At 41.4% G+C, this 24,457-nt stretch carries 21 protein-coding genes; 14 read left to right on the top strand and 7 right to left on the bottom strand.

Annotated features, from left to right (window positions below):
* Nucleotides 1–276 precede the first annotated feature (276 nt).
* Nucleotides 277–1,455, bottom strand: coding sequence for a hypothetical protein (locus PQO05_RS11155; protein WP_273632991.1), 1,179 nt, complete (start codon nt 1,453–1,455; stop codon nt 277–279).
* A gap of 486 nt (nt 1,456–1,941) precedes the next feature.
* On the opposite strand from PQO05_RS11155, the gene PQO05_RS11150 reads away from it, so the two are divergent.
* The gene (locus PQO05_RS11150) at nt 1,942–2,919 is read left to right on the top strand and encodes an efflux RND transporter periplasmic adaptor subunit (RefSeq protein ID WP_273632990.1); all 978 of its coding nucleotides are present in this window, start codon (nt 1,942–1,944) and stop codon (nt 2,917–2,919) included.
* Here the strand turns inward: PQO05_RS11150 and PQO05_RS11145 are convergent.
* On the bottom strand, nt 2,906–3,994 hold the full coding sequence (locus PQO05_RS11145) for a glycosyltransferase (RefSeq protein WP_273632989.1): 1,089 nt from the start codon (nt 3,992–3,994) through the stop codon (nt 2,906–2,908). The genes PQO05_RS11150 and PQO05_RS11145 overlap by 14 nt on opposite strands.
* A 338-nt stretch (nt 3,995–4,332) precedes the next feature.
* Between PQO05_RS11145 and PQO05_RS11140 the strand changes: the two genes are divergently transcribed.
* The 7 genes from PQO05_RS11140 (at nt 4,333) to PQO05_RS11110 (ending at nt 12,866) form a co-directional block, all read left to right on the top strand.
* Nucleotides 4,333–5,907 carry a thioredoxin domain-containing protein gene (locus PQO05_RS11140; RefSeq protein WP_273632988.1) on the top strand — a complete coding sequence of 525 codons (1,575 nt, stop codon included), beginning with the start codon at nt 4,333–4,335 and terminating at the stop codon, nt 5,905–5,907.
* A gap of 97 nt (nt 5,908–6,004) precedes the next feature.
* A complete protein-coding gene (locus PQO05_RS11135) occupies nt 6,005–6,235 on the top strand; it encodes a hypothetical protein (protein ID WP_273632987.1) in 231 nt (76 codons plus the stop codon).
* A gap of 44 nt (nt 6,236–6,279) precedes the next feature.
* Nucleotides 6,280–8,304, top strand: a complete 2,025-nt coding sequence (locus PQO05_RS11130; protein ID WP_273632986.1) for a carboxypeptidase-like regulatory domain-containing protein — start codon at nt 6,280–6,282, stop codon at nt 8,302–8,304.
* Between the two features lie 29 nt (nt 8,305–8,333).
* The gene (locus PQO05_RS11125) at nt 8,334–8,708 is read left to right on the top strand and encodes a hypothetical protein (protein WP_273632985.1); all 375 of its coding nucleotides are present in this window, start codon (nt 8,334–8,336) and stop codon (nt 8,706–8,708) included.
* Nucleotides 8,709–8,716: 8 nt separating this feature from the next.
* Nucleotides 8,717–10,909, top strand: coding sequence for a peptidase domain-containing ABC transporter (locus PQO05_RS11120; protein WP_273632983.1), 2,193 nt, complete (start codon nt 8,717–8,719; stop codon nt 10,907–10,909).
* A gap of 11 nt (nt 10,910–10,920) precedes the next feature.
* Complete coding sequence (locus tag PQO05_RS11115) at nt 10,921–12,006, top strand: glycosyltransferase family 2 protein (RefSeq protein WP_273632982.1); 1,086 nt, start codon at nt 10,921–10,923, stop codon at nt 12,004–12,006.
* Nucleotides 12,003–12,866 carry a hypothetical protein gene (locus tag PQO05_RS11110; RefSeq protein ID WP_273632981.1) on the top strand — a complete coding sequence of 288 codons (864 nt, stop codon included), beginning with the start codon at nt 12,003–12,005 and terminating at the stop codon, nt 12,864–12,866. Before PQO05_RS11115 ends, PQO05_RS11110 begins: the two co-directional genes overlap by 4 nt.
* Here PQO05_RS11110 and PQO05_RS11105 read toward each other — a convergent pair.
* The 5 genes from PQO05_RS11105 to PQO05_RS11085 all read right to left on the bottom strand — a co-directional run bounded on the left by PQO05_RS11105 (nt 12,831) and on the right by PQO05_RS11085 (nt 19,182).
* Complete coding sequence (locus tag PQO05_RS11105; protein ID WP_273632980.1) at nt 12,831–14,750, bottom strand: glycosyltransferase family 92 protein; 1,920 nt, start codon at nt 14,748–14,750, stop codon at nt 12,831–12,833. The two genes, PQO05_RS11110 and PQO05_RS11105, sit on opposite strands and share 36 nt — an antisense overlap.
* Nucleotides 14,751–15,513: 763 nt before the next feature.
* Nucleotides 15,514–17,679: a molybdopterin cofactor-binding domain-containing protein gene (locus tag PQO05_RS11100; protein ID WP_273632979.1), complete on the bottom strand. Its 2,166-nt coding sequence runs from the start codon at nt 17,677–17,679 to the stop codon at nt 15,514–15,516.
* Between the two features lie 17 nt (nt 17,680–17,696).
* The gene (locus PQO05_RS11095; protein WP_273632978.1) at nt 17,697–18,338 is read right to left on the bottom strand and encodes a cytochrome c family protein; all 642 of its coding nucleotides are present in this window, start codon (nt 18,336–18,338) and stop codon (nt 17,697–17,699) included.
* Nucleotides 18,335–18,808 (bottom strand): (2Fe-2S)-binding protein, encoded by a 474-nt coding sequence (locus PQO05_RS11090; RefSeq protein WP_273632977.1) that lies wholly within the window; start codon nt 18,806–18,808, stop codon nt 18,335–18,337. The genes PQO05_RS11095 and PQO05_RS11090 overlap by 4 nt, the downstream gene beginning before the upstream one ends.
* A gap of 68 nt (nt 18,809–18,876) precedes the next feature.
* Nucleotides 18,877–19,182 carry a helix-turn-helix domain-containing protein gene (locus tag PQO05_RS11085; protein ID WP_337943109.1) on the bottom strand — a complete coding sequence of 102 codons (306 nt, stop codon included), beginning with the start codon at nt 19,180–19,182 and terminating at the stop codon, nt 18,877–18,879.
* Here PQO05_RS11085 and PQO05_RS11080 point away from each other — a divergent pair.
* The 6 genes from PQO05_RS11080 (at nt 19,095) to PQO05_RS11055 (ending at nt 24,359) form a co-directional block, all read left to right on the top strand.
* On the top strand, nt 19,095–19,778 hold the full coding sequence (locus tag PQO05_RS11080; RefSeq protein WP_273632976.1) for an aldo/keto reductase: 684 nt from the start codon (nt 19,095–19,097) through the stop codon (nt 19,776–19,778). The genes PQO05_RS11085 and PQO05_RS11080 overlap by 88 nt on opposite strands.
* A 99-nt stretch (nt 19,779–19,877) precedes the next feature.
* The gene (locus PQO05_RS11075; RefSeq protein WP_273632975.1) at nt 19,878–20,384 is read left to right on the top strand and encodes a nuclear transport factor 2 family protein; all 507 of its coding nucleotides are present in this window, start codon (nt 19,878–19,880) and stop codon (nt 20,382–20,384) included.
* Nucleotides 20,385–20,402: 18 nt separating this feature from the next.
* Nucleotides 20,403–21,530: an aldo/keto reductase gene (locus PQO05_RS11070; protein WP_273632974.1), complete on the top strand. Its 1,128-nt coding sequence runs from the start codon at nt 20,403–20,405 to the stop codon at nt 21,528–21,530.
* A 10-nt stretch (nt 21,531–21,540) separates the two neighbouring features.
* On the top strand, nt 21,541–22,149 hold the full coding sequence (locus PQO05_RS11065) for a flavodoxin (protein WP_273632973.1): 609 nt from the start codon (nt 21,541–21,543) through the stop codon (nt 22,147–22,149).
* Nucleotides 22,150–22,245: 96 nt separating this feature from the next.
* Nucleotides 22,246–23,481 (top strand): PQQ-dependent sugar dehydrogenase, encoded by a 1,236-nt coding sequence (locus tag PQO05_RS11060; protein ID WP_273632972.1) that lies wholly within the window; start codon nt 22,246–22,248, stop codon nt 23,479–23,481.
* A gap of 137 nt (nt 23,482–23,618) precedes the next feature.
* On the top strand, nt 23,619–24,359 hold the full coding sequence (locus PQO05_RS11055) for a carboxymuconolactone decarboxylase family protein (protein WP_273632971.1): 741 nt from the start codon (nt 23,619–23,621) through the stop codon (nt 24,357–24,359).
* The last annotated feature ends 98 nt before the right edge of the window (nt 24,360–24,457 follow it).

The following is a 24,457-nucleotide window of genomic DNA, read 5'->3' as shown; positions in this document are numbered from 1 at the left end:
TCAAACAACGATCCCCGTTTGAACGATTTTTCAATTAAATTGTTTGATAATTTTTGCCTGGAAATGAGATTATAAATTTTCTTAAAACACGCTGATTCAATCAGGTTTGAGCCCCCAGATTGTTTCAGTTTGTTTTATATGCAGATTGTGAGAATCATAAAAATAAAAACGGCCTTAGCAAATTGCTAAGGCCGTTTTGTGCGCCCATCTGGGCTTGGAAGATTATGAGCGTTAATTTATAACAGCATCAAATTTTTCAGACGTATTTCAGACTTTTTATTTAGGAAAATACTTTATTGACGCGTGCATTGTATATACGCAAGTGTGGTAGTAGTCTTCGTAATTATAAATTGATCCCTTACCGGTTTTAGGATTAAAACTCAATGCAAAATCGGCCACTACAACTTCATTTACGCTACCATGCTTTGTTGCACTTCGATTGGAAACAAATTGAAAAGAATCGCTGTAATTTCGATTTAGGTATTCATTTTTAAAGTCAATCGGGCCAGTGTTGTATAATGTATCTACTTTAGGTTTTGACGTTGTTCCATGGTGAGTACCAGCCGAAGAGTTTTTTAACTGATCCGTAACGACAACGTAAGCGTTTCCATGATCATAATTAAAATTAACCTTGATTCTATCTTGAGTCAGATCACAATTATCTCCTATAAGACTATGGATAGTATTTCCAGTTGGCAAACTAAAATCTACCCGTTCTTCATTTGAAGGCACAACACAATCTGGAGCTTTAATTTTTTTTCTGCCCAAAGTTAGCCATGAGGTTTGTTCATACTCTAAACTACCTATCTGCGCATACCTAACCGCGTAATAAACAGTACTATCATTAACTGTAAATGAAACGCTATCTTTGGATGACTTTATTATTGTAGCAATATTTCCAGCCTTCTTTGTAGTGGAATTACCTGTTCCTGCCATGGCGGCATAAATTTTGCCTACTACTGTTGCTTTCCCTACAAATAATTTAACAATATTGTCAATTACAGTAGTGCTTAAAGAATCCGCTCCGGTGTATTTTATAGTAAAAATTACAGAGTCAGCTTTTAATCCCTCTACCGGATGCCAAAGATTGTCATGAAATTTCCCCCAACTATCATTTTTTAAAATCACTCTCTTTACTTTAAAGAATTTTCCTGTGATTTGAACATTTTTATTATGACTCCATGTATTGTATAGAAACGAATTACTATGATTATTGCTGATATCTGAAGTTTGTTTCAATGAGCTTTTTTTAACAAGAAGATCTGCATCGACAATATTTGCGTCGGATGCTACTGGGTGTGGATCAGTAGTTCCATTGGGTACACCTCCATAACTTTCAGTAAAAACGTCACTGCTGGGGTGTTCTAAATAATAATATGATCCAACAATTCTTTTTTGAGCAAGCAAATTAAATGAGAAAAGAAAAATCGCAGAGATTAAAATTAATTTTTTCATGATGATAAGGTTTTAAGGTTTGTTTTTTTATTAAATTTAAAACCTATCATACAGAAATACAACACCTTATAAAAATATTATTTATAATTAATATGCTTACTCATTGGTTGAGTAACTTTACCTCAAAGCTCAATTAATATCTCGCAGCGAGTTTTTATTGCCGAATAATTTCTTATACTCAAATCTCGAACCACTTTATCGATCATTTGAGAAAATTGGCGACAATATCACGTTAAATGAGAATACAAACAAAGGGGCTTGTATTGCAATTAAAACTTATAGTTATTCCAATTACGAGGCCAATGGTGTAAAAGCGATGTAAGCGCGTTGACGGTTTACTGTCACTGAGGCATAAATAGGTTTTCTGTCTTTCGCTTTGTCCGGCCCCAGCAAGACCCTCAATTGCTTTTATATGAATTATCATTTTCTTACTTTCACGTTAGAAATATCTAAACTTTCAACTTCACAATAACTAATTCTCAGGCAATGCCAACTTCAGAATCTATTCACAGCCAAGAGATAGAAGAAATTATAAACAAGCCCCCTGATTTTGTATTGCGTGCCGGGGCGATATGTTTGGTGTTGGCATTGATCATTGCACTTCTTATTTCGGGTATGGTTAAGAATAATGAAGAGACTGTATTGCCGCTAAAATTGACATCTACGAACAATAACGGGATTATAACATTTCAAACGTCCGGCAATATAGCCAAGCTCCTTGTCCGGGACCATGATACGGTCAAATTAGGCCAAGCACTTCTATACGTAGACAGTCAGTATGACCATACAGCCATTATACATCTTCTGGCAGATTTACATGAGTTAGAGGGTAGCGTTGACGGGGACGGAGGGTTCTTTAAACCATCTATTGAAAAGTATAAGACGGTAAAAATGGGTGATTTAAAAACGCCATATCTTGACCTGTTGTACAGTTATCGCATTTCAAAACGGCATATCAATCATAAAGAAATCTCATTTAAGATAGTCTCATTGATTTCTGAAATAGATAAATGGGCAAATATACATATACAAAAGGCCCCTATAGCAGGAACCGTAAATTGGGTGAACGCTCTGGAAAATGGAGGGAAAGTAGTTAACGGAGATACTTCGTTTATCGTCACCCCTATTCATAATCAATATTACGGTGCCGTTTGGATACCTGACCATTTAGTTAGTAAAATTAAAACTGGTCAGGAAGTATCGATAAAATTTGAAGGCCTGGCCGATGCGGATAGCGAAATCATGCACGGCAAAGTTACTTTTGTATCCGCCGTCGCTCAAAATGGTGTACATACATCTAAAATAACTTTCGATAACCTGTCTTTAGCCTGGTTAGCGGATAGCAAATTATTTCATGCCGGTATGATGGCCACTGCCCGGATTACTATTAAACAGGAAACAATATTCAGTCGCATTTATTATAATTTAAAGAAGAACTTTCAAGCATCAGCTAGGATGCCGTGATCCCGTTTATAACGTCAAGCAATGGTTTGAAGCATCTATCCTCGTTGAAGTTATCTTCAATAAACAATGAAGCTTGGGCGCCTAACTTCATACGCAGCTCATAGTTATTAATCAGATCAGAGATGGCTGCAATAAATTCATCCGGCTGGTCGGCGACCAAAAAAGCAGTTCCAATTCCACTATCCAACCCCCTGCTCCCATGCAGGGAAGTTAATAAGGGTAAGCCATTCGCTAATGCCTCAATATTTTTTATTTTAAGTCCGGCGCCAAACCTCACGGGATTAATGATGATATCAGCCTGATGATAGGCTTCTTTTAAATCTTCGACGTATCCCATTAAAAAAATGCGCTGGTCCGGGGCGGCCTTGAGCATTCTGCACACGTTACCGTAGATTAGCAAATTGACCGAAAACCGGGTTGTTATTTTGTGCCAGCAATTTTCAATGAAGAATTTAATTCCATCCACGTTGGGGAGATATTCACTTGCAATAAATACAATATTTTTAACCTCGCGCCGAATTTCATTGCCGACAGTTTTGGAAGGATGAGGTACCAGTAAGGCTGTTGTTGTGATAGCGAGTTGGTTAAACCGTTGAATATCATAAGCAGTTAGCAATAAGACAAAATCGTAATAAGACATAATTTTCGCCTCATTATCCCGGCTTATTTCAAACAATTCCCCGGCGTAATTAAAATCTCTAAATGCTTCGCTTCTATCACTAATAATGTCATGCGCATCTAAAATCAGCTGTGTTTCATGAGTCAGATATTCTAAAAAAAAGCTATTGTGTATATATTCAATGATGATGGAATCGAACTTCTTTCCTTTCATAAACCGCTCGAATTTCATACCAGATTCCTCAAGGCTCAGCCGCTTTTTTTCATCCAAAAAAAAGAAGCTGATGTTTTGCATCCGGGATAACGCTTCCACTGCATAAGTGCCAACAGGCGCTGCATAAACAATGCTTAAATTACAGTTGGCGGAGAGATAATCTACTAAAGCCGCTATACGTGTTCTGTGTCCTGCGCCCTTCAGCCAGAAATCTACATCTGTAACTATTAAAACGTTTTTCATTATGCCACGCTCAATCTACAAAGGATTACCCGAAATACGATATTACAGAACATCAAAAGATTATTTTTTTCATTCGCGGGAACAATGTTTCGTAAACATTTTAAAAAGAGCATGCATCTAAGGTAATTTATCGCTGTTCAATAAGCGAGTTACTCTTAAATTAAAAAGGGTGCATATTTATGCCGTATCCCATTTACACGCGGTAATTCGCTGTTCATCAAGCGTATTACATAGTAATTATATGCCTGATTTACAATATTTTATAATATTTTTTATTGTAATTGTAATTTTAGATGTTGATATTGAGACACCAATTGAGATCATTCTAACCTAAACCTATGGACTCGAACATTACAAGCGTGCTCAGCCGTTTATTTCGTATTGCCGAAATTCCGGTAACAACCAAAAGTGTATTTGAAGAAGTTACTAAACATCCCTATTATCCAAGCGTCCTCACCATTAGTGATGCGTTAGATAAATGGAAAGTCCCCAATGGAGCCTACGAACTAAGTTTCGAAGAACTTTCGGAAGTGCCTTGCCCTTTCATCGCGCATTTAACAGAAAACGGCGGTGGGTTTGCACTTGTTACAGCCGTAAGCAGCGATGCTGTAACGGTATATAACGAGAAATGGCGGAATATTGAAATGAGCGCCGGGCGTTTCAAAAACATATACTCAGGAACAATTTTATTGGCCCAATCAGATTTAGCGTCGGGAGAAGCAGATTTTCCCCAAAAGCTGTTTGCCCAGAAGCTGGATAACCTGCGTATTCCTTTGATCGTATTGACAATTGCATTCATACTACTGAATGCCCTGCATACACATTTAATTGCCGGAAGCATCGCTTATACAACGCTTGCACTAATTATATTCAAAACAACCGGCCTGATGCTCTCTGTTTTACTGCTTATACAAAGCATTGATGCCAATAATGCTTTTGTGCGGCGCATTTGCGGTAAAAGCAAAAAAACTGACTGCAATGGTATTTTATCTTCTAAAGCAGCCAAAATAGCCCCATTTCTGAATTGGTCAGAAGCCGTTTTTTTTTATTTTTCAGGCACCTGGATCTTATTACTTTTTAATCCGCCCTCAGCTTCGCTACAGTTCTTTCTGGCAATAATCAATGTACTTGCCTTACCCTATACATTTTATTCTATTTATTACCAGATCAGGGTTGCTAAAAAATGGTGTTTGTTGTGTTGCGGTGTGCAGGCCATTTTATGGTTAGAATTTGGCTGCACGGCTTTTTATTTATTTCATCCGGTCAACCTTATTACATCGCTCTCATTCACTAACATTTTGCTTGCTTTTCTCTTTCCCATAGCTGCATGGGCATTTATCAAGCCGTTTCTTATTAAAGCCCAAGACTTAAACCAGGTACTTTTACAACTGAATCGCTTCAAATATAATCCGGACCTTTTTTGGAACCTGCTGAAAGAACAATCCAAATACGGATTGCCTCCTGATCAGCACACCCTGATTTTTGGAAATTCAGAAGCAGAGCATGTCATCACAATAGTTTCAGACCCTTACTGTAAACCTTGTGCAGCTGCGCATGAAATATTGGATCACTGGTTAACGGAGACCAATAGCTTCAAATTGCAGGTTATTTTTTCGACCAATGCCCATCCCGATGATTACAGGACTAAACTGGCCGGGCATTTAATGCAGGTTAGTATCGAGTATAATGTAGAAACCGCTCAAAAAGCGCTTAGTGATTGGTATAGTCACCAATATGATTATAAGTCATGGTCTGCAATTTATCCAGTTCAGGATATTCCTATTAACCCTCTTGTGGAACAAAAAAACTGGGCAAAACTGGCAAGCATCGAAGTTACCCCGACCATTTTTATCGATGGCCATCGCCTTCCCAACACCTATCGGATTGAGGATTTAAAATACTTTATTCAATAAAAAATTGTCTCGAGAACAATAAGTTGCCTGTCTTCAGGAAAACAGGATAGGGTGAGCCATCCCGATTAAAACGGGCTTTATTCTTAAATTTAATTATATGCAAAAATTTAATTTAAAGATCGGAGGAATTAAAGAAATGCTCAGCAAAGAGCAAATGATGAAAGTCGGCGGAGGTTACTGTGGCGGGGAGGTTATTTCGACCTGTCTTCAATGCCAAGTTCAGGGACTGGAATACTGGATTTGTTACGTCAGTGATGGGGATTGCCCTGGTGAGAAAGGCGCATGTTTACTTGGAGGTGGCTACAATTGCTATCAGGCAAGTTGTTAACTAAAGTAGAGATGCGCCCGGGCGCATCTCTTTTACTAAACAATATGAGAATAAAATTATTTCTGCTATCAATAAGTTTACTATGGCTTAACTCTACTAAAGCACAGTCGCCATTGCCCATTGATACCGTCGTTAATAATTTAAAAACTTATAGTAAATTTACAAAGCCTGAAAAAGTACACCTCCATTTTGATAAGCCTTTCTACGCACCAGGTGACACGATCTGGTTCGAAGGCTATGTAGTAAATGCCCTTCAGAATATCCCTTCAGATCGCAGTAAAATTTTATATGTGGATCTGATAGCGGCCGGGGGTTCTATTCAAAAAAGCCTGCAATTACCGCTTAACGTTGGATTTGCCGCAGGAGAGCTGGCTGTAGATGATAATTTACCGGTTGGAAACTATCGTATCCGGGCTTATACTAAATGGATGCTCAATTGGGGGCCAGATTACTTTTTTCAAAAGGATATAAGCATTATCAGCGCTGTTAGCAGCAAGGGAGTGGCACTGAAATCCGGCTCCCATCGTACGCAAGCAAGGCCTGCCGGTATTCAATATGACATCCAACTTTTTCCGGAAAGCGGAAATCTGGTAAACGGAATACAATCCGCTGTCGCATTCAAAGTGGTTTCAGATTTAGGGTACGGCGTCAGTGTTAAAGGAACGCTTGTTGATCAGGATAACAATGAGATCCTGAATTTTAAAAGCCGGCACGCCGGTATGGGATCATTCACATTCATGCCGGTAAGCGGAAAAAGCTACACCGCGCTTGTGGAGCTTCCGGACGGGCAAAAACAAAAGGTGCTGCTTCCGAAAGCGCAGCCAAGCGGGTATGTTATCACATCTGATAACAGCAATCCCGATAGTTTAACCATAACATTATTTGCAACTCCAGATCTTTTAAATAAGCAGGAATTAATACTGTTGCCTATATCAAACGGTGTTCCTCTCTTTGTTTTCAGAACGAAGTTTCCGGACAAGCGTATTAATATTACCGCCCCCCGAAACAAGCTTCCTCCGGGAATATTACAGCTAACACTATTTAATGCTGCAGGCACACCCACAGCTGAGCGCCTGGTATTTAACAACTACGTGAAAAAAATCAGCCTAAATACGTCAGACATCAGGCCATCATATACCAAAAGAGAAAAAACACAGCTTTCTTTAATAGCAACAGACTACAACGGACTGCCCCTTATCGGCAGCTTTTCAATGTCCGTAACTAACGAGGATCAGGTATTGCAAAATGAGGAGCAAGAAATGAGTATATTTTCTGATTTATTGTTAAAATCTGATCTAAAAGGCTTTGTAGAAACCCCCAATTATTATTTTGTTAACCCCTCCCCCCTCAAAGACAGAGATCTGGATATATTAATGCTGACACAGGGCTGGACCAGGTATGCATGGACTGATATAACAACCGGGAAGTTTCCTGCAATTCAGTATCAGCCGGATGAAGACTTCACAATAAGCGGAAAGGTGCTCGGTGCCAAAAATCAGCCTGTGGCAAATGCAAAAGTATCTTTGATTACAGAAAAATTGGGCGGGGGTATAATGGACACCGTTACAGATTTAGGAGGCGGCTTTTCTTTCAAAATTCCTGAACAGCAAATATTTAATAAGTTTATGCTTCAGGTGGCTCAACAAAAAGAGCAGAACTCGTTTATTAAGCTCGACACTTTCCATCCTCTACCTGCTGAGCCGTTCAAAGTGCCTGCCGATAGCATTCGGGATGCGGCCCAATCTATGAACACTAACTCCGCAGCCGGGGGCAAATCCTTATTTAACAAAAGCACAAAACTCAAGGAGGTCATTATTAAGGATTATACCCATAAGAACAAATTGGAAGACTCTCATTCCGCTAATTTAAATGGGGCGGGAAATGCGGATATTGTTTTGACCAGTAAAGATTTAGAGAATTGCATCGATTTATCTTGCCTTACCTCACTGCTGCCTTTGCGGGCTAATGTGCTTTCAAATCTTGGCACGCATACTGGTAATATGCTTATTTTACTTGACGGCATGGCCGTAAGCGGAGATGGACAATATACACACTGGAAAAGATTGTAGCGCCGACAGATGTTGAAAGCATTGAGTTTATGAAATCTTCCGGCGTAAATGCAGCCATTTATGGAATTAGAGGTGCAGGCGGCGTATTGGTAATTACAACAAAAAAAGGCACCAATAAAACAAAAACGGATAGTAGTAAGATTGGTAATCTGCTTACGGTGGACCCCGTGTTTCATTTAACCAAAGCATTTTACTCTCCAAAATATAACATCTCTGATCATCGGACAGGGCTGGATAATCGCAGTACTGTTTATTGGAATCCTGAAATTATAACCGATAAAAAGGGCATGGCACAAGTTGAGTATTATAATACAGACCTTCCTGGTAATTACAGAATTATAGTTGAAGGTATAAGCTCAAATGGATATTTGTGCCGAAAATCATTTACTTATAAAGTAGAGTAGCCATCTTAATGATTAATCTGCGGCAAAGATTTCCTTTCCACAAGCAACAGGACACGATGGACTGTGGCGCAACATGTTTGCGTATTATTGCCGAATACTATGGCCGGTTTTATCCGATACAAAAACTACGGGACCTTAGCCACAGCCGGAAATCCGGGGCTACACTATTTGATATCAGTGAGGCTGCAGAACAGATCGGATTCCAGACTTTAGCCGCCAGGCTATCTGTCGAACAGTTAAAAGACGTACAACTGCCCTGTATTTTGCATTGGAACCAATATCATTACGTTGTATTATACAAGATCAAAAAATCCAGATATTACATCGCTGATCCGGGGAAGAGACGCCTCCGTTTGCCTGAGACAGAATTTAAAGAGAGCTGGTTTGGCAGCAAAGACAAGGAAGACGGCATAGCGCTTATATTGTCTCCGACGCCCCATTTTTATATGGCTTCAAATGAACTTGCAGTATCCAACAGTTGGTCTAGGGTGTTTCATTATTTCTATGCCTACAAAAAACTGTTCATTCAATTATTCATTGCAATGGCGGCGGGAAGTTTTATTTCGTTGATTGCACCGCTGCTTACGCAATCGATAGTTGATATTGGTATTAATACGCATGACTTGCACTTTATATATATTATACTGATTGCGCAAGTAATGTTATTTATCGGAGCAACCAGCATAGATTTTATACAGTCGTGGATCTTACTGCATATCAGTACCCGCATCAATATATCTATACTGACTGACTTTCTGATTAAGATCCTTAAGCTACCACTTGGATTCTTTGAAACAAAAACTACAGGGGATATTACTCAGCGAATGTCCGATCAACAAAAGATTGAAAGTTTTCTTACGAATACAAGCCTGTCCACGCTCTTTTCCATCTTTAATCTTATCGTTTTCATCATCCTGCTGGCCTATTATAACCTGATGGTTTTCCTGGTATCTATTGTCAGTTATTTAGTGTATGTAGTTTGGATTGTAAATTTTTTAAATCGTCGTCGTGAACTAAATCATAAGCAATTTGAAGTTTCATCAAAAAACCAAAATTCAATTATAGAATTGATGAATGGGATTGTGGAAATTAAACTAAACAATTGCGAAAAGCAGAAGCGATGGGGCTGGGAGCGTATACAAGCTGGTGTATTCAGGATCAGGGTTAAGACGTTAGCATTGACGCAATATCAGCAGGCTGGTTCAAAATTCATCAGTCAGGCAAGAAATATAATCATAACATTTTTAACGGTTCGTGCGGTAGTTTTTGGGAACATGACATTAGGTGGAATGATGGCAGTACAGTATATTGTTGGACAAGTTAACGGCCCAATTGAACAATTACTTGGCTTCATTCAAGCTTACCAGGATGCGAAGATCAGCCTTGAACGCTTGAATGAAATTCACGATATGGCAGACGAAGAGCAGGTAACTGACCAGATCATTTATGACCTTCCCAAAAACAAAGACATTCACCTTAATGATGTGACTTTTAGCTATCCGGGACATGGTAACCACCCAGTATTGGAGAATATACAGCTAACTATACCTGAAGGAAAAATCACGGCGATTGTTGGTATGAGTGGAAGCGGAAAAACAACATTATTAAAACTACTTCTCAGGGTATTTGAGCCGGAAAAGGGTGAAATAAATATTGGCGACACGCCATTACGTAGAATCGCTAACCGGCAATGGAGGAGCCAATGCGGCGCTGTACTTCAGGACGGGTATTTGTTTGCCGATAGTATTTTGAACAACATTTCGATCAGTGATGAGGTACCTGATCTGGAAAGGGTTCAGCGTTCAATCAGCGTAGCAAATTTGCAGGCCTTTATAGATGAGCAGCCATTTGGGATCAATACGCAAATTGGCAGGGCCGGTAATGGTTTAAGTACCGGTCAAAGACAACGTTTGCTTATTGCGAGGGCCGTTTATAAAAATCCCCAATATTTGTTCTTCGATGAGGCGACCAACTCCCTTGATTCTAATAACGAACGTATTATTATGAATAATTTACAGGAATTTTTTGCCGGCCGAACGGTGGTTATAGTTGCTCACAGGCTAAGCACAGTAACCAATGCAGACAATATTATTTTAATTCATAAGGGCAAAATCATAGAAGAAGGGACACATAAAAGTCTTGTCGATTATAAAGGCGACTATTACAACCTGGTCAGAAATCAGCTGGAACTCGGATCATAACTGAAATAACAATGCTCGGACTCAAAATCTCATTTTGCACAGTCGCCATGAACAGGCTTCATCACCTCAGGCAAACGTTGCCGGTAAATATAGCCGATAACCTTTCCTATGGCAATTTGGAATTCGTCATTCTTGATTACAATTCAAATGACGGGTTGCAGGACTGGATAAGAGAAACAATGCACCCTCAAATAAAGTCAGGTATTTTGAAATTTTTCAGAACTGACGAACCCAAACTTTTTAACAGAAGCCATTCGCGTAACATGGCCTTCAGGTTGGGCAAAGGTGACATACTGTGCAATATAGATGCCGATAACTTCACTGGGCCAGGCTTCGCTGACTACATTAATAAAATTATGCAAAACTCGCCCGATACATTTATTACGCCAAGCTTCCACATCCGAGACATCATAGGTAAGCTCGCGATACGGCGGGCTGATTTTTGGGGATACAGAGGTTATAACGAAGAAATAACCGGCTACGGTTTCGAGGATATCGAGTTATATAAAAGATTAACCAAATACGCCAAAAACCAGCACCAGTTTTCTGATAAACAGTTTACCAGGGCAATTTACCACTCGAATGAAGAACGGGTTTCGAACGAGTTTATAAGCGTAAATAGTGCTCACATTTTTGTCAGATATATAAATCCTGATTCATCTGAACTGTACTTTTTATATAAAGATGGCAGCTTTGAGTTCGCTACTTTTATCGACAAGCAACATTTACCTGTAATTATGTTAGAACGGGCCCAATTAGATAATATGGTTGCATTAGAACGACCTTTTCAATCTGGTTTCTGGAAATATGGCGATCAGTTTATTCAACTTTTTAAACCCGGCACTAAAGGCAGCAAGCTGAAATTCTCAAACAATAGAAAATACATTTATAATAATAGACTGGGCATCAAATTATACGAGATTACATCAACCGAGTTAAAAAATGAAATGATCCTGTTAAAGACCGAGGTTGAAAACCGACTTGGCTTATCCGCGCTGTTGAGCAAACCGTTACACGAAATTAACAGCGGAGGGTTCGGTCTCGGATCGGTTATCAGAAATTTTCAATTTCCTGTTAAACTTGAGAAATGTTTATGAATACTTCGCTGATCTATGTATCGGTTTATTATTCATCTTCGAAATGGCGATTGATACTCGATCGGCTCAGCATTTTTTTTAATGCGGCCCAGGAGCCGTTTAACTTATTGCTATTTTTAGACAACCAAAAAGGAGATGCAATTCGACTGATTATTTGCGTGGATGAACATGCTTCGTCAAACTTCAAATATGCACTTCGTGCTGATCTGGAAACCTATATTCAAAATAACCCATCACGTAGAAAACGGAACATTTTGCCGGGAGAATATTTATGGCAGGCACACCCCAATAACAGCTGGGATTTTAATTACTTTAATTGCCGCTTTTCATTTGTTAACTATTCGCTTAAAGAATTTGAACTTAATGCACATTGCAAGCTCGCTCTAGCTGTTAGCAGGTTTTTACTCCACACTATTAGCAAAGACAATATTTTAAGTAAGTTTTGCAGTTTGATATTGCTTATTATTAAAACCGGCAAAGTAGAAGTCACAGCTTCGCTCTTTTTGGAAATTATTGGCTTCATAGAGCAGAAATCTGAGTTTAAGCAAGCGCGCGATCAGCTTAACCTGATTTATGCTCATGCCGCCGATGATTTGACTGCCAATAAAAAACAACTTGCAGATTTTATTAACAACGACCTGTCAGGCTTATCGCTGAATCTTGATGAAAAAGATATTATGGAGAAAGCCGGTCATATATTTCTTCAGTATAGCAGTCTCGGTAACACAACGGCATTTTCAATCGCATTAAATACAATTATCAACTTGCTTGGTATTGATTACAGAAAACAATTATATGTTATCCGGATATTCTATCTTTTTTACTTAAACGAGCATAACCTGATGACTCACAGCCGATAATAAACCCAGCCCTGCCCTGGCAATTATTCCCGAAATAGTCATATTTATCGCGCTGTTTGATTCAACATCACTGACGCCTGTGACGGGTAGCTGTCCCAATTTATTTAGTAATTTTTCAAGTGCTGCGATCGCTGTAAGATAAAGGTTAGCATCGCCGCAGCTATGTTTAACTTTGCAATAATAATAGCGCCATAATTGCAGGTTGACATTAATATCGACTTGATCTTTGTCACAGCTAATAATTATACCATCGATTATATTTTGAATATCTGATGCTATCTGTCGCCCCAAAGGCTCTTCTGTTAAATAGCCTGCCTCTATCATCGAGAGCCCCCCTTCGAGCAATCCGCAAAGAATTTCATAATCGCCATCAAACTTACTTGTCAGATCCATCCACCTGTTAAAGGCCTCTTCGAGTTTATCGCTAACAGTCAAATAACTTTTTCCGTAAAATATCGACCGTTGTATCATTTCAATTAATAATTTCAATTCGTTAAAACCGGTCTGGTCAATATTGATCCCTGTAATTGCTTTTGAAAGAATTTCCCTGTTTAACTTTTCTCTTGGGTGATACGGATCGTTAATTCTATTTACGATCCGATAAACGAGATATTTGCATATCTCTAATACAGCTATTTGATTATCAGGTTTATTAATTGTCAAAAGATATTCAACCCAGATATCAATATCCTGTAACACCTCATTAGTATCGGCATCAATAAAACTGTTTTGTACCAGGCATTCTATGAATACCCCGTATTCCGTAATATGTCTGTCGTAAATAGATGAGGATTTACTGCTTATCAAAGTACTTGCTTTCTCTGTAATTTTATTGGCGTGAACTTCAAGTAACTTATTTGCGCTATATCTGCCATAGTGAAATAAGAAAGTTGCTATGCTTTTCCAATGATCCAGGTCATCTTCACCGGGGAGATGGGCCTCTTTCGTTAATAGTTCCGCAATCTGATCAAGCTGATCTGTAATCCTGCTTATCAGATCAGTTTCTAATAACCCAGGAAACACTGTCGGGTCACCCTTTACCGAATTTATCCCGGCCAGAATCTGGTATTTAAACCGGACAAGGAATTCATCCTCGATTTCGTTATGATCTTTAGCGATTCTGGTGACAAATTCCTTTAGTAAGTCCGATTCCGTAAGCCTCCATCTTTCAGAGTCAGGACATTTGATTGTGTTAAAATTGACGTCGCCGCGGGCCGCCCTGCTCATCCATCTGTTGAAGGAACGGCTCGAATAGTGATTGATATGCGCGATACTTGTTTTTGAGGGATATAAGTCGTCCTGATAAACTAAATTATTTGCATCCATTCTCTCGCCGGACTGCAGATTACAATAATGCGGAGAGGTAATGCTTTTTATCTGAGATACTTTTGAAATCGTCTTTCCCATAGGCGAAGCTGCCCGCATTCTTTTCGTGAGTGATATTGTAACCAAACGATACGGATCATCATAAAAGCCATTGTGGCCAAATACGTGCCAGTTAAGTGTAATTGCGGACGCGTGCCCAAAGTCTTCCAGGAACTGATGGATGTTGCAGTGCTTTCTTAATACCATGAATTCATCTATGTCCAGAAACAACACCCATTCAAATTCCCCAACAAAATTATCTAATGCATGCCGGTACGCTTTGATCTGATTATTTACAGTCTCCGTCATACTTGCGTTGCTATGCCATGGAATCACAGTCAGATAATTCCGATGAGCTGCTGAAAACCGCTTCAATTCATAACCGCGACTGTTATCATAAACCAAAAACTTCTCAAATCCTATCAAACGATGATATATCAGCCATTCATCCAAAAATTGATGCTCATCTTTTGCTATCGCAACGATACAAATTTGGTTATTGTGACTTGGTTTAATCATTGGCAAATTCCTATTTAAATATAGTAATTAACAGGGAAAACAGAACAGGTGCCGATAGCCTCCATTAATCAATAAACTTTACCAATTTATTAGATTACATTTATCTAGAGTTTGGATAAATTTGGTTATGGCCCCGGTAACCTGCTTTACGTTTTTTAATCGCTGGCAGCCGATCAAGGACGCGAAGAGGCATGGGTACCTAAGTTAAAAACAAAAAAACAGGTATTAGGATAGGTAACGAGAATTTAGGCTTTATAAAGAGTTGATAAGGGATTTCAAAGTGTAGAACTTGTCTACTTTGGAGCCCACCTGGGCTACACTCATATCTCTATTTCGTTCTGAATATCAATCACTTACGAGGTACACAAAAGGCCTGGTGGCCGTTTTGGGGATTTACCTCTCCGGTATGACAAAAGTACCGAAATGGACCTGAAAATACTAAAAAAATGGTGAAAAAAGGGTAAAATTATTGCGGGTCCCGGGTTCGAGCCCAACTAAGCGCACATCATCTGAAGCTTTGCTTAACTGGTTGATTCGAGCCCACTTAAGGGAAATAGAGATTTCCGTTCATCTCATGCGAAGCCTATAAGTGAATTGAATCGAAGCACGTTATCTCCAATTTGATTTACTCCGAATTTCTACCAGGACCACTGTAGCCAAAGCGGTTTTGACCTTAGCCTTTGTGGCCTTTTCATAGGCTGATACAATGTCTATGATTTCCTTCATCGTAATTAATAACCGCTATCGAAGCAATTTGAGTTATTTAAACCGTATCCAAACTAAATGGTAGTTTCCTAATGCGTTTACCCGTCAGGTCAAAAATGGCATTGGTAAGCGCCGGTGCGAACGCCGGTAAGCCCGGTTCACCCATGCCTCCGGCATTAGCGTCGTTCTCCATAATATGTACTTCGGTTGGCGGAATATCGTTGATGCGCGGCATTTTATAATCATAAAAGTTCCTTTGTTCTACCATGCCATCTTTAAATGTAATCTCGTGAATAGTGGCCGCCCCCAAAGCCATCACTACACTTCCTTCCACCTGGGCCTTAATAATATCAGGATTTACATACCAGCCGCAATCCACTACTACCCAAACTTTGTCGATATGTATGCCGCCTGTGCTTTTCTTAGATACTTTAACGATATGGCCCACGGTGCTGCTAAAACATTCCGTGATCGCTACGCCGTACCCCTGGTTCTTTGTTTTGCTTTTCCAGCCGGATACTTCTTCCATTTTATCGATCAGCTTTTGGCTGCGCTCATCTTTCAGGTATTCGCGTCTGAAATCCAGCGGATCTTTCATGGCTTTATGCGCCAATTCGTCCATAAAGCTTTCATAAGCGAAACCGTTGGTGGAAGCATATACCGAACGCCAGAAGCTGGTTGGTACCGGAGTTTTGAACGGTACATCGGCAAAACTTATATTTTTGATGCTTGCGAAGTATGGTGCTAAAAAGCCTTCCGTTGTGCTGCGATTTGGCCGGCCATTGTCTCCACTGCGCCAATGATCATTGTTTTGTCCGGCCATGCGAAATTTGATTGCGCTAATGGTGCCGTTTTCAACCACACCTTCACCGCGATAAGAAATACCCGGACGGTAGGGTCCTTGCGTTGCATCGTCTTCCCGTGACCATACTACCTGAACCGGAGCACCCAATTCTTTAGAGATCACACAGGCTTCATGCGGATAATCCGGCATTGCTTTACGTCCGAACCCGCCTCCCAAAAAGGTCATGTTAACAATTACTTTTTCTCGGGCTAAACCCATCTTTTTGCTGATATAATCCTGTATCCAGTTTGGCGCTTGTACCGGCCCCCATATCTCTACCTTATCACCTTGCCAATGCGCAATACAGTTGACAGGTTCCATGCAGCTGTGCGACTGGTAAGGCGTTTCATAGAGGACATCCAGTTTATCTTTTGCCGAACTAATGATGCCGTTAGGATCACCTTGTGTTTTCACGGACAATCCTTCGCTGGTTTGCAACAATTCACGCTGATGCTTAAATATCTCCGGTGAACTGACATGATCGAAGCCGCTGTCATCCCAGTCAACTTTCAAGGCCTTTTTTCCCTGCATAGCCGCCCAGGTAGAGTTAGCCACTACGGCAACGCCTTCGCGATCAGTATCCCATATTCCCATCACGACTTTAAAAACGCGAGTTACACCCGGTACTTTTAAAGCAGCTGAAGCATCAAAGCTTTTAACTTTGCCACGTAACCGGGGGTTGCGTTCTACGGCAGCGAATTGCAGGCCAGGAATTCTTTTATCAATGCCGAAAATAGCCTCGCCATTAGTCTTTAAAGGTGAATCCCGGCGGTGCGATGGCTTACCGATGAGTTTATAGTCGGCGCGGGCTTTAAGTTTAACATCCTTAGGGGCGGTTAGTTTAGCTGCTTCGGCTACCAGCTCGCCATAATGGAATTTCTTGCCGGATGGTTTGTGGATCACATGGCCTAATTCAGCATAACACTCCGTAACAGGTACAGTCCATCGTGCAGCAGCTGCCATGATCAAGACTTCCCGGGCGGTTGCACTCAGTTTTAATAAGTTTTTATAACTGCCTCTAATGGTAGAACTACCACCGGTCAGCTGGCTACCATACTTCTTTTCGTCGCCTTGCGTCAATTGAATATCTACGCCATAAAGGTCCACCTCCAATTCTTCTGCAATGATCTGGGCTATTGAATGATAGACTCCTTGCCCCATTTCAGCCCGGTGGCAGATCAGCGTTACCTTACCATCTGTATTAATGATGATCCAGGCAGCGAGTTCAACATCCCCCTCTGCGGCTACTTGTGCTGAATTAACGACTTTTGCCTCAGCCTCCCCAGACATATATAATCCCAAACATAGCGCGGTACCACTGATACCAGCTGTTTTAAGAAAGCCTCTTCTTGATAAATTTTGTTTCTCCTGTACTGACATATTAATAGCGTTTAGGATTACTTTTTCGGCGCGTAAGCACCCGTATTTAACCAGGTCAACCATGCTTTTTTAAATGCCGCATGGCTCATCGGTGGTAACGTGCGGCCTTCTCCCGGGTTCCAGCCGGCTAATACAAGGCCATCATCCGCATGCGCGATCAGCTTTTTCATATCCTTATGCCCGTTACGGTTGGGGTCAACCAACTGCTGTGCTAATTGACGGGGTGTTCTTCCCTGAAAAACCATTTTCATATCCGCTGGTGGTAAATGCCAGTTAGGGTTACCAGGCGGGGTATGCAGTCCGGGTGTATTGGTGGGCTGATGACAGTTGGAGCATTTCATCGCATAAATCCCCTTGCCATCTATACCCCTTTGCGGTGACATGGTATGCAGGTGGCTGTCATCGCCCTGCAACGGAATGTTACCGGATGGATGGCAGTTCATGCAGCGTGCGCTCATCAGTACAGTATATACCTGTTTAAAGGCTTTAACCGATGCAATGCTGTCTTTCTTGATAACCGGAATAGCCAATTTCTTCGATTCACTGGAATTGGTCATCGTAAACGCCATAATACCGATCATGATGGAAATCACGCCGATCACAGTATATGCTCTTACAGAACTTTTATAATTCCGTTTACTATTTACCTGTTCTTTCATTTGCTTGCACTTTCCTTTCTCTGCAATTCAGCAGCTAAATGAATTGCTTTACGAATGCGCTGATAAGTTCCACAACGGCAAATATTCCCCGCCATGGCCGAATCAATATCCGTGTCGCTCGGATTTGGGTTTTCACGTAGTAATACAGCCGCCGACATGATCTGACCGGAATGACAATAGCCACACTGCGGTACATTCTCTTCGTTCCAGGCCAGTTGCGCCGGATGGTTGTTATGCTGCGAGAGCCCTTCGATGGTTACCACTTTCTGGCCTTCGGCGCGGCTTACTTTTGTTACACAGGAACGAACGGCATCACCGTTCAAATGCACCGTACATGCTCCGCATTGTGCTACTCCACAGCCGAACTTCGTTCCTGTAAGCCCGATAATATCCCTGATGACCCAAAGCAGCGGCATATTGGGGTCGGCGTCGATCTGATGGGCCTTTCCGTTTACATTAATATTGATCATAGATTTATATTCGTATAACTAAGCGACTCCTTTAATAAGTTGATAACTAATTAATTGTTTGATAGCTATCAATTCATTGATCTGTATTCCACGGGGCTTTGGCCAACCCGTTTTTTAAAAACCCTTGCGAAATGTTGCGGATATTTAAATCCTAATTCTCCGGCGATCTGATTGATCGTTTTATTCCCATCAAAGATCTTTTCTTTGGCTACATCAATCAGTTTTGCTTGTATATAATCCTGGGCGGTGTGGCCAGTTTCTTTTTTTACCAGGTCACCGAAATAGTTTGGAAGTAACGGAGGCTGCTTTAAAGCGCTTGCGAACGGATCATATTGACCTGCTGTACCAGCATCGTGTTGACCCCAACATCCCAATGGAAGATGTGGCTGGAACCGTGAAGGATTTGATCACTGAAGGTAAAGTAAAGTATTTCGGCCTTTCTGAGGCTAGCGTTGATTCCATTCGTCTGGCACATGCGGTACAGCCTGTCACTGCTTTGCAAAGTGAATATTCATTATGGTGGAGGGAACCGGAAGAAGAAATCCTGCCGCTTCTTGAAGAACTTGGCATTGGCTTCGTACCGTTCAGTCCCTTGGGTAAAGGTTTTTTAACAGGTGCGATCAATGATAGAACATCCTTTGATAAAACAGATTTTCGCAATACAGTACCTCGTTTTTCGGAAGAAAACCGAAAGGCGAACCAAGCCCTGGTTAATAAGCTCACACAAATTGCCAATGATAAAAATGCTACCCCGGCTCAAATCGCCTTAGCTTGGCTGTTGGCACAGAAATCATGGATCGTTCCAATTCCGGGGACAACTAAGCTTCACCGTTTGGAAGAAAACCTTGGAGGCGCGGATATAACACTCACAGATAGCGACCTGAATGTGATCAAAGCTGCATTGGCTGATATCGAAGTTCAAGGTCATCGTTATTCCGCTGATGCGCAAAAACTATTGGGACGCAAATAATAGAAATATGGGTGAAGTTACCTGCTCCACCCATATTTTATTTAAATGGAACCGAAACGCAATAATTAACACCAATTAGCAAACCAAAAAATGAGACACATGAAAAAATTAATCTTTGCTTTAATCTTGCTAACCTCAGGCATACAAGTATGCCAGGCACAAGCCAATCTGCCAAGCGTGGCCAAAACCCCGACAAAAGAAGAACAGGAATTACTCGACCTTTCTAAAACCAAGTGGACCTTAATGGCCGATAAAAAGGTTGATGCCCTGAAAGATCTGTTTACCGAAAAATGTGTTTTTGTACATATGGGAGGAAGCTGGGGCAAAGACCAGGAATTGAATACCATTAAAGGTGGTTTCATCTGGTATAAAAAAGCGGAGGTTTATGGGGCATCGGTAAACATTTTTGGTAATACAGCGATACTTTTAAATGACATCGACTTGCTGGCAGTAGTTGGCGGCAATGAAGTAGTTCATGCTTTTATGGTTACAGAAGTTTATCTCAAAGAGGACGGCAAATGGAAAATGGGCTCACTTACGTTCTCCACGTTGATCAGGCCCGTTAAAATGGCCGGCGCACCTGCTACGCCACCACAACAACATTAACATTTAACTAAACAAACTATGAACCGTCGTAACCTTTTAAAATCAGGCCTGGCAATTGCCGGTGGCTCTTTGCTGGCCTCAAATGCCGCTGCCGGTACCGTCATTTCCGAAGCGGTTGCGCCAATCCCCGGCCCCGGTAAGCGCAAACTTGGTGGTAAACTGGAAGTCTCAAGTATAGGACTCGGCGTACAGAACATGAGCCGGACCTATCAAACCACCATCCCATCGAGGCCTCAGATGATAGACATCATTCGAAAAGCTTATGATAATGGCATAACCTTATTTGATACGGCAGAAGCTTACGGGCCTTTTGAATGCGAAAAGATCCTAGGTGAAGCTGTTGCCTCGTTCCGGAACAAGATCGTCATCGAAACTAAGTTTGGCTGGGATATTGACCCGGAAACCGGCCGGATGCGCGGTGGCTTAAACAGCAAACCTGAACATATTAAAACGGCTATTGAGGGAATGCTGAAACGGTTACGGACTGACCATATTGACCTGGTATATCAGCACCGGGTTGATCCTAATGTGCCTATCGAAGATGTAGCGGGCACACTTAAAGATCTTATTCAACAAGGAAAAATTTTGCATTATGGGCTTTCAGAACCAGGTCCGGAAACAGTAAGGCGGGCACACGCCGTCCATCCGGTTACGGCGATTCAAAATGAATACTCGCTGCTATGGCGCGGCCCTGAACAAACTATCATCCCCCTTTGCCAGGAACTGGGTATTGGCTTTGTTTGCTGGAGCCCGCTTGGCGTCGGGTTTTTGACCGGTGCTATTGATGGAAATACTGGTTTTGCACCTGGTGATATCCGGGGCATGGAAACCCGTTTTTCAAGAGAGAATATCGGTAAGAATATGCCCCTTGTGGAATTGCTTAAGAAATGGGCGACGCAAAAAAATGCAAGTCCCGGCCAGGTATCACTGGCATGGCTTTCGGCGCAAAAGCCATGGATCGTACCGATCCCCGGAACAACCCAGATGGCACACATGCTCGAAAACGTGGGTGCCTCGCAAATTCATTTCAGTAATGCGGAGCTAACCCAGTTTAATACAGAATTGGCGGCAATTAAAATTGAAGGTGAGAGGTTACCGCCATTTGTACTCGCGTTATCGGGCGTAGAAGCGGTTGCAAAAAAATAAATTGATGTTTATGAAAAAGGTCATCGTTTACGGTCTTCTTATCTGTTTGTGTACCATGACATCATGTTTAAAGGCGCAGCCAACGACAGCAAAAAAGATCCTGATCGTTTACCTCACAAGAACCAAAAACACAGAGGCAGTAGCCCGGATGATCCAAAAAGACATTGGAGGAAAGTTGGTAGCCCTTGAATTGGTTAATCCTTATCCTGCGGATTATCGCGCCAATGTGGCGCAGATGGTTCAGGAAAACCAGGATAATTTCTTACCACCGCTCAAAACAAAGATCGACAGCATTGGCAAATACGACATCGTATTTGTAGGCTTTCCCACCTGGGACATGAAAATACCGCCGCCAATGAAGACTTTCCTGAAGCAATATGATTTGAGCGGTAAAACAGTCGTACCATTTAACACCAACGCCGGTTATGGCGTAGGCAGCGGCTTTGAAACAGTAAAGGAATTGTGCCCTAAGAGCAAAGTACTGGAAGGTTATTCTACAAAGGGTGGCATAGAAAGGGATGGGATGTTATTTGTTATGGAAGGAGATAAAGAAAAAAAGGTTCAGACTGAAGTAAAAATGTGGTTAACAAAATCAGGCATGATGGTGAAGGGTAATTAGGAAAATACATAATCGAATCAACCGACATTACTTTTTTAATACAATGGTTCAATGACTTGATAGCCAAAACAAAAAAATTACAAACCTATATTATCTATGAAAAACTACATCAAGATAATTGCCGCCAGCTGTTTGTTATTAACAGCCGCCTGCGCAAAAAAAAGCAAACCGGAAGAATCTATAGGGATGTCTGCAGGTGGCAATCCTGCATCCGTAGAAACGCTGCCTCCGAATTCAAATTATAAACCTGCTTTTGAGGGACAGACCAGGGTGGCCGCAGTAAAAACCGCGACAGCTTTTCGGGCAACTATAGTTACATCATCCTTGAACGCTCCCTGGGGTATAGCGGCGCTCCCAGACGGCCGTTTTCTTATCACGGAAAAGGCAGGAACAATGAGGCTGATCACCAGTAACGGACATGTTGGCTCCCCCCTTGCTAACGTCCCGGCTGTGAATGCAGCAGGTCAGGGCGGTTTATTAGGTTTATGTATAGATCCCGCTTTTTCTAATAATCGGATGGTTTTCTGGTCGTTTTCCGAAAGAGGATCAAACGGTAATGTCCTGGCTGTGGCCAAAGGACGGTTGGCTACCGATGAAACCGAATTTGAAAATGTAACTGTTATCTATCGGGCTACACCAGCTTACACGGGAGCCAACCAATATGGCAGCAGGGTTATTTTTGACGGGACAGGAAACCTCTTTGTCAGCAGCGGTGACCGCTCTGATCCGGCAATACGAATTCAGGCACAGGATCCTAACTCCGGCATCGGTAAGATCATCAGGATCACTACAGATGGACAACCGGCTCCAGGCAATCCATTTATAGGGCAGGCTAACACGCGGCCCGAAGTTTATTCTTTAGGTCATCGGAACGAACATGGTTTGGTTATCCACCCTGTTACCGGCGATTTGTGGGAAGCAGAATTGGGGCCAAGAGGTGGTGACGAAATTAATATTATTAAACCCGGTGCAAATTACGGCTGGCCCGTTATAACTTACGGCATTGACTACAGCGGGCAACCTATAGGAAATGCAATCCAGCAGCAAACGGGCATGGAGCAACCCATTTACTATTGGGACCCTGTAATTTCCCCCAGTGGCATGACCTTTTATAAGGGTAACCGTATCCCGGAGTGGGAAAATAATCTTTTTGTATGCGCACTAAGCGGTATGCATATTGACCGGTTGGTGATTGCTAATAATAAAGTCACCGGCGAGGAACGATTGCTTATTAGCGAAGGCCAACGGTTCAGAGATGTTATCCAGGGGCCAGACAACGCGCTTTATGCGATAACGGACCAGGGGAAGTTGTACAGGATCGACCGAGATTAACAACTTTAAAGTAAGAAGATTGGTAAGTAGATAATAGTACAGCTGATTTATCTCAAATAATTCCAACCTTCAATGAGACCTTAATATCTAAATCCAACCAGAAGCTAAGCCATGTTTAAACGAATAAAAGTTCTTAAATGAAAAGCCTTCAAAAAACAGCTATACACCTTTTTTTATTTGCCCTAACACTATCAGTTTATGGCCAACAAAATAACAATCGTGAATTATCACTTTCTGTCAGGCAGAAAGCTATGGTACCCATCGCAGCATTTGCCGCTAAAGGAGATCACTTGGGTTTGAGTCTTGCCTTAAATAAAGGATTAGACGCAGGGCTGACGGTAAATGAGATCAAAGAGATTTTAGTCCAGTTGTATGCTTACGCCGGTTTCCCAAGAAGTCTGAATGCGATCAGTACTTTTCAAATGGTGGTCAACACCAGAAAAGATAAGGGCGTAACCAATAACGAAGGCCGTAAACCGGGAAGTATTAAATTTCCCGACCAGAAGTATCAATATGGAAAAGATGTTCAAGCAAAACTGACGGGCCGATCAGCGATCTCAACCCAGGAGTTTGTTCCTGTGATCGACACCTTCTTGAAGGAACACCTGTTTGCTGATATTTTTGGAAGAGATAATCTCGATTTTCAAAGCCGCGAAATTGCAACTATTTCTATACTGGCCAGCATCGGCAGAGCTGATGCTCAACTTCGCAGTAATTTGAGAATCTATCAACGGGAAATTATGAAAGATGCTGCTGAACGCTATAAAGAATTGCTCCGTTTAAATCCCCAAATTATCAAACGGCTTTCCAACAAAATAGTCGCATCCTACCTGAACATGTCTCCGGAAACCCTGAGCCGTTTGAAAACAAAACTCTGAAAATATTGGGTATGATATAGATGTTTCGAAATTTACTAATTCTCCGTTTCAACATAGCGCTTTAGTTCGTTCAAAGTACGCATCTAATCAATAAATTG

Source organism: Mucilaginibacter jinjuensis (genome assembly GCF_028596025.1).
GTDB classification, from domain to species: Bacteria; Bacteroidota; Bacteroidia; order Sphingobacteriales; family Sphingobacteriaceae; genus Mucilaginibacter; species Mucilaginibacter jinjuensis.
Note: the sequence above shows the minus strand (reverse complement) of the source record. Positions and strands in the feature narration are given on the sequence as shown.